Source organism: Streptomyces inhibens, assembly GCF_003389455.1.
Taxonomy (GTDB): domain Bacteria; phylum Actinomycetota; class Actinomycetes; order Streptomycetales; family Streptomycetaceae; genus Streptomyces; species Streptomyces inhibens.
In genome coordinates, this window is sequence record NZ_QUAC01000204.1 from 20,961 (window position 1) to 27,389 (window position 6,429).

The window sequence follows — 6,429 nt, forward strand, 5'->3', positions numbered from 1 at the left end:
AACCCTTCAGCGGCACATGACGCCTGAGTTACTTGCCCACGCGCATCAGTAGATGACCCCGGCGGTTCCGTTCCCCCTCGTGCGGCTCGCGCAGCATCCGGCCAACTTCGACGAACCCAGCCTCGCCGGCCAGCCCCGCGAGGTCGTCGATCGGCCACCGGTAGGCTGCCGCCACTTTGTGGTCGAACGCCGTAACCGGCTCACCCTCTGACTCGAAGAAAGCGATCAAGAGGTGGCCGCCAGGCGCGAGTACCCGCCGGAACTCGGCGAAGTACGAGGGCATGTTCTGTGGTGGTGTGTGAATGACCGAATACCAGGACACGATGCCGTTCAGCTTGCGGTCGGCCAGGTTCAGGGCGTCCATGGAAACGACCTCGAACCTCAAGTCCGGGTATGCCTCGCGGGCGAGATCGATCATCACCGGCGACATGTCAACGCCGAAGACCTCCAGCCCCAGGTCCCGCAGGTGTGCGGTCACCCGTTCAGGGCCGCATCCTAGCTCGGCGACCGGTCCGGCATCGGTGGTCAGCACGAGCTCGGACAACGCAGCGAGCACCGCACGATCCAGCGGAAGAGCATCGAGCTCATTGCGGGCGAGTTCGGCGTAGCGGACGGCGACAGCATCGTAGGCATGCGCTGTCGCACAGAGATGCGAGGAAGTCTGGGTCAGAAGCGAGGAATCCAGTCCTTGCCTATGGCGCTGGCGACTGACCCCTCGAACAGGCCCCAGGGGCCCTGCCGTCAAACTCCCGCCTGCCCCGCGACGCTCCCCCAGCTAACGCTGGGAGGTGCCCCGGGCACGCGCTCCCCCCGCCTTAAGGGCGCGCGGGGGGGGACCCCATGCTGCGTTGTCGGGCTCGCCCCGATACACCCAGTATCGGGGCGACCCTCCGCCTTGCGATCGCGCTCGGCTTCCGAAGAACGGTCGAAGCGCTCATGTCAGGCGCTATTACGCCCGCCCCGATGTCGTGTCCATGTGCCCTTCGAGGATGCGGCGCCGGTGGCACAGCGCTCACCGCTGCTGCCCTCTTCTGTGAGGCGCCGGGCAGGCACGTGCAGTTGAGTTGAAGGTGGTGCGGGGAGTTGGCACTTCGGCCAGGGCGGATCGCGGTCGACTCGTGTGGCGCTGAGCGCGGCTTCGGGAACGGTGGCGAGCGGGCTGCGGGCGTGAGCCTCTGGCACGGTGCACGCGCGCAGCCAGGCATGGAAAGGGGCGCTCACCCAGGCCAGCGTGGTGCGCACGCTCATCGGGTGCGGGCGTGGTCGACGGCGGCCGTGGCCAGTCCGGTGATCAGCGGGTGGGCCCGGGTGCCGTCGCCGTCCAGTTCAGGCTGGAAGAGGGTGGCCAGGAAGAAGGGGTGGGCGGGCAGTTCGGCGATGCGGATGTCGCCGGATTCGTCGGTACCGGTGAAGGCCAGGCCATGTTCGCGCAGGACGTCGAGACGGTGGGGGTTGGGGCCGTAGTTGCAGTGGTAGCGCGCCTGCGTACGGTCGGCGCCGAGCAGGTGGGCAGCCCGGGAGCCCGGGGTGACCTTGACGGTGCCTTCGTGACCGACCAGGGAGCAGGCCAGCGGGACGACCACAGCGTCCTCGTCAGCGGTTTCCGGGTCGTTCTCGGCGTGGCCGGCATACGTCATGCCGCAGACGTTGCGGGCGAACTCCAGCAGCGCGTGCTGAAAGCCGCCGCAAGTGCCCAGGAAGGGAATGCCGCCTTCACGTACCGCCCGGATCGCTGCCAGGACGCCGGCCTCGCTGCGGTAGGGGCTGCCGGGCAGGACCCAGACCGCGTCGAAGCCGCCCATGCCCTGGTCGGCGTCCTCGGTGGGGATCCAGTAGGCGTCCAGGTCCAGCCCGTCGCGCACGCGCAGCGCCTTGAGCAGGCCGGGGATGCGGGCATGGGATCGGACGGCGTCGGAGCGGTCCCCGACCAGGGCGATTCGTGCGGTGTGGTTCATGGCAACGATCCTGCAACCCCACCCCACATCAGGTCCAACGATGATCCTTGCACCGTGCATAAGCGATGCTGATGTACATGGATCCGCATCTGCTCCGCACCTTCGTCGCCGTCCTCGACCACCGCTCGTTCTCCGCCGCCGCCTCGGCCCTCGGCTACACCCAGTCCGCCGTCTCCCAACACATCGCCGCCCTCGAAGCCGACCTGGGCACCCGGCTGGTCGAACGCCGCCCCGTGGCTCCCACCCCGGCCGGAGCACGGCTGATGGAGCACGCCCCTGCCCTGCTGCTACGCCTGGACGTCGCCCGCGCCGACATCGCCCGCCTACACCACACCCACCCCACCCGACTGACCCTGGCGTGCTCGCCCGCCGCTCTCGGCCCCGCCATCGCGCAGGCCCTGGCCTGTCTGCGCTCCACCGCCCACCCCTTGGACCTTGAGGTGCGAATGCTGGGCCGAGAGGCGGTGATCGAGGACGTGCTCACCGGACGCGCGGACCTCGGACTCGTCGACGGCGTTGCCGCCCCCAGCGACCCGTTGCCGCTACCCGACCTCGGGCCCACCACCACACTCGCCGCAGCCGAGGAGACCCTGGCCGTGCTCTTCCCCCACAACCATCCCCTGGCACTACGCCGCTCAGTGCGCTTGACCGACCTCACGCAAGCTCAGTGGATCGACGCCCCCGACACCGCCATCCCCCTCGACCGGCTGCGCGCCGTGTGCCGCATCGACGGTTTCCCTCCTCGGATCCGCCACCGCGGAACCGACCTGCACGGCCTCGCCGCCCTCGCCACCGCCGGCCACGGCCTCGCCGCCCTGCCCCTGCCGCTGGCCGCCACGCTCGGCGGCGCAGCCATTCCGGTGAAGGAGCCCCGCCTGGTGCACCGCATCGAACTCGTCCACCCTGCCAACCCCACCGGGCCCGCCCGACAGTTGGCCGACCTCATCACCGGTGCAGCAGTCGTCCAGTGATCAGCCTGCACCTGTTGCCCTCGACAACTGCCAGCACGGCGACGAACAGACACTGCACGGGGACGAACACACGCTGCACTGGGACGCCGAGGGACGCCTCGCCGGCGTCACCGAACTGGCGGGCGACAGCGGCACCAAGACGACCTCCTACGTCTACGACGCGGACGGCACTCGCCTGATCGCACGCACCGGCGACCGGACCACCCTCCACCTCGGTGACCACACCGAACTCACCCTTGACAAGGGCGCCGACAAACTCAAAGCCACTCGCTACCTCCCCCCTCGGAAGCGGCAATCAGGCGGTCCTCGCCGACGTCGGCACCCGCACCGTCACCCGCGCCGACCGCCTCGGCACCGGCCAACTCGCCATCAAAACCACCGACCTCACCCTCACCTAGCGCCGCAGCCTCCCCTTCGGCGGCCCCCGCGGCACGCAGCCGGCAAGCTGGCCCGGGTCCAAGGGCTATGTCGGCGGCACGGACGTCACCGCCGCCACCGGCCTGACCCACCTCGGCGCCCGCGCATACGCCCCGGACACCGGCCGCTTCATCTCCGTCGACCCCGTGATGAACCTGGCCGACTCGGAGAGCTTCAACGGATACACCTACGCCGATAGCAACCCCGTAACCCACTCCGACCCCTCCGGACTGTGCCGACGCGATATCTGCGGCGATTCCGTCACGTTCAGGAGGTCGGACCGGTTACCAACTTGGCGGTGAGGAACTGGCCCTTCCGGGTACCACCTGCCGTCGGTCTGGAGAGGTGTCGTCATGCCGCGTTTCGCGATCCGGCCGGTGATCCCGTGCTTGCGCAGGTCGGTATAGACGGGCTCCAGGCCCCATCCCCATCGAACCCACGGCGTGAGGTGGATCACAGTGGCGGACTGTCACACTTCGCTGGTGTGGGGTGTCTCGATGGGCGTCCGAGGAGAGGAGCCGGGTGTGGTGACGGGGTACCGACGCGTACTGGTGGTGGGGGCGGGCTGTGCCAGGGTGCCGGCGGCGAACCGGATCGCCGGTGCGCGAATCCCGGGACTGGTCGTGACGATGGTGAATCCCCGGCCTGAGTTCGTCGAGCGGGCCCGCCTTCCCCAGCATGTGGCGGGCACTGGGACGGCGGTCCGGGTGACCGGGGAACCGGTCTGCCGGTCCACGGTGTGGCGACTGTGCACCGGTCACCGCACCAGGGAACGAGTTGGGGTCGGCCATGGCTGAGGGCGCCTTCACCGAGCACCGTCCGCTGCTGTTCACCATTGCCTACGAGATGCTGGGCAGCGCCACCGACGCCGAGGATGTACTGCAGGAGAGCTACCTGCGATGGAGCGCGGTCGATCCGGCTGCGGTCGAGCATCCGCGCGCCTACCTGGTCCGTGTGGTGACCCGGCAGGCCCTCAACCACCTGCGCGCGGTCAGGGCGCGGCGTGAGGAATACGTCGGCACGTGGCTGCCCGAACCGATCCGCACCGCACCTGAGGTGAGCGACGACGCGATCCTGGCCGAGTCGGTGTCGATGGCCATGATGCTCGTCTTGGAGACGCTGAGCCCGGCCGAGCGCGCGGTGTTCGTGCTGCACGACGTGTTCGCCTACACCCACGGCGAGATCGCCGCCTCGATCGGTAAGACCGAGGTCACCGTCCGGCAGATCGCCCATCGCGCACGCCGGCACGTCCACGCGCGGCGTCGCCGCTTCGAGCCCGACTCCGACGCCACCCGAGAGATCGTCCAGCGGTTCCTGCGCGCAGCGGCGACCGGCGAAATCCAGGCACTGATGGACCTGCTGGCGCCGGATGTCGTACAGATCTCCGACGGCGGCGGGAAAGTGGTCGCCGCCCGCCGCCCGATCACCGGCCGCGACGACGTCGCCCGGTTCGTCCTCGGCGTGATCCGCACCAGCGCCGCGACGACCCGCGTCGAGCACGCCACGTACAACGGCATGCCCGCGGCACGGTTCCTCACAGGTGGTGAACTCGACTGGCTGGTCGCGTTCGAGATCCACAACGGACGGATCACCGGCCTCTACGGCATCCGCAACCCGGACAAGCTGCACCGCGCCGAGACGGTGCACCCACTCGACAGAGGAGGACACCTGCCATGGAAACCATGACCGTTGAACGCATCATCGACGCCCCGATCGACGAGGTATTCGCCTGGCTCACCACGACCACCAACTACACGAGCTCGCCCCTGGTGCTGCGCTGCCGCCTGACCCGGCGCGGCGAGGCCGCGCCCTACGGCGTCGGCGCGGTGCGCATTCACCTCTGGCTGATCGGTTGGTTCCGGGAACGCATCACCCATTACGACCCGCCGTACGCCACCGAGTACGTCGTCGAGCGCAGTCTGCCGCCGTCCAGGCACGAACTCGGCCGCATGACGTTCACCGAAGTCGATGGCGGCACCCATGTGCGCTGGATCACCCGCGCCGAGATCCCCGTCCCGTTGCTCGGCGCCCTCCTCACCCGGCTCCTCGCGCGGCCCGTTATCACCCGCACCTTCCGCAACATCCTCGACGCCGCCAACACCGCACTGGCCCAACGCCCCCAGTCGGAACCGAGCAAGCCGACCGCGCACGCGCCAACGAGCGGAAACGAGCAGCCCCGATGACCGTACGGGCCCCTCTGCGAAACCGACCGTTCAGAGCGTCCGCTGGTAGGTGCTGAGCCGGGGTTATCGGATGCGGGGGCTGGCCGGGCGGGTGGTCCAGCGGTGGGTTTTACCAGGCCCGGCGAATCAGGCTACGCACGGTGAAGGTCGTGGTGGCGAGCGCGAGGTAGAACTCCATGCAGGTGCACCGTCGTTCGGTGCAGTGGCGGAGTTTGCCGAAGTTGTTCATCCACACGTTCGTGCGCTCTACCAACCACTTCCCGTCGGTCTGGATGGGTGTCTTCGTGCCGCGCTGAGGTGATCCGGGGCGTGATGTCGCGCCGGGCGAGGTCCGCGTAGACGGGCTGGTAGTCGTAGCCCGCGTCCAGACTCAGGGCCGGGTACTGCGGGAAGCAGCGCAACTCCCTTACGATCGTGGTGAATTCGTCGAGAGGCTCGGGCAGGAGAGTGTGGTCGCGCAGGTTGGCTCCGGCGGGGACGGTGACCACGGGTATGCCGTAGCCGTCGGTGAGCTGGGACCCCTTGACGCCCTGCTCGGCGTGGTCGACCGGGGACTTGCCGGCGCACTCGCCGCCCGAGGGCGCCTTGGTGATGCAGCCGTCCGCGGACGGTTCCTCCAGCTCCAGGCCCACCATCTGGTCGTAGGCCCCAGGCACCGCGAGGACCAGGTGACCGGCGACGCCGACCTCGATCCACTCACTCGTCCCGTCAGCGCCGGATCGTGGTAGCCGAACATGCCTGGTCCGCGAAAGCGTCCGGTACGGCCGGTTTCGCGGGAGGTCCGGTGCAGTGGGACGGAACCGGCGTCACAGCTGTGCTGCCGGCCGCCCGGCGCGGACCTGTGACGGTCCGTGCGCCGGGCGGCCGACGCGCGGGGCAGGGCTCATCGCCCCGCCCGCGCGG

At 69.3% G+C, this 6,429-nt stretch carries 7 protein-coding genes and 1 pseudogene; 5 read left to right on the forward strand and 3 right to left on the reverse strand.

Annotated elements, in window-relative coordinates:
- Window positions 1–28: 28 nt before the first annotated feature.
- Together DY245_RS25360 and DY245_RS25365 are read right to left on the reverse strand one after the other, a co-directional pair.
- Complete coding sequence (locus tag DY245_RS25360; RefSeq protein WP_128509547.1) at window positions 29–670, reverse strand: class I SAM-dependent methyltransferase; 642 nt, start codon at window positions 668–670, stop codon at window positions 29–31.
- A 574-nt stretch (window positions 671–1,244) separates the two neighbouring features.
- The gene (locus DY245_RS25365) at window positions 1,245–1,955 is read right to left on the reverse strand and encodes a CTP synthase C-terminal region-related (seleno)protein (RefSeq protein WP_128509540.1); all 711 of its coding nucleotides are present in this window, start codon (window positions 1,953–1,955) and stop codon (window positions 1,245–1,247) included.
- A 77-nt stretch (window positions 1,956–2,032) separates the two neighbouring features.
- Here DY245_RS25365 and DY245_RS25370 point away from each other — a divergent pair, with 77 nt between their 5' ends.
- From DY245_RS25370 to DY245_RS25385, 5 genes are all read left to right on the forward strand, one after another.
- Window positions 2,033–2,926, forward strand: a complete 894-nt coding sequence (locus DY245_RS25370) for a LysR family transcriptional regulator (RefSeq protein ID WP_128509548.1) — start codon at window positions 2,033–2,035, stop codon at window positions 2,924–2,926.
- A gap of 215 nt (window positions 2,927–3,141) precedes the next feature.
- Window positions 3,142–3,324, forward strand: a complete 183-nt coding sequence (locus DY245_RS48390) for a hypothetical protein (RefSeq protein ID WP_425329441.1) — start codon at window positions 3,142–3,144, stop codon at window positions 3,322–3,324.
- 102 nt (window positions 3,325–3,426) lie between these two features.
- Window positions 3,427–3,645 carry an RHS repeat-associated core domain-containing protein gene (locus DY245_RS48395; protein ID WP_425329442.1) on the forward strand — a complete coding sequence of 73 codons (219 nt, stop codon included), beginning with the start codon at window positions 3,427–3,429 and terminating at the stop codon, window positions 3,643–3,645.
- A gap of 487 nt (window positions 3,646–4,132) precedes the next feature.
- Window positions 4,133–5,029, forward strand: coding sequence for an RNA polymerase sigma-70 factor (locus DY245_RS25380; RefSeq protein WP_128509541.1), 897 nt, complete (start codon window positions 4,133–4,135; stop codon window positions 5,027–5,029).
- Window positions 5,017–5,526 carry an SRPBCC family protein gene (locus DY245_RS25385; protein WP_128509542.1) on the forward strand — a complete coding sequence of 170 codons (510 nt, stop codon included), beginning with the start codon at window positions 5,017–5,019 and terminating at the stop codon, window positions 5,524–5,526. Before DY245_RS25380 ends, DY245_RS25385 begins: the two co-directional genes overlap by 13 nt.
- A gap of 63 nt (window positions 5,527–5,589) precedes the next feature.
- Here the strand turns inward: DY245_RS25385 and DY245_RS25390 are convergent.
- Window positions 5,590–6,273 (reverse strand): annotated as a pseudogene (locus DY245_RS25390) (transposase family protein); the annotation flags it as partial.
- Window positions 6,274–6,429 lie beyond the last annotated feature (156 nt).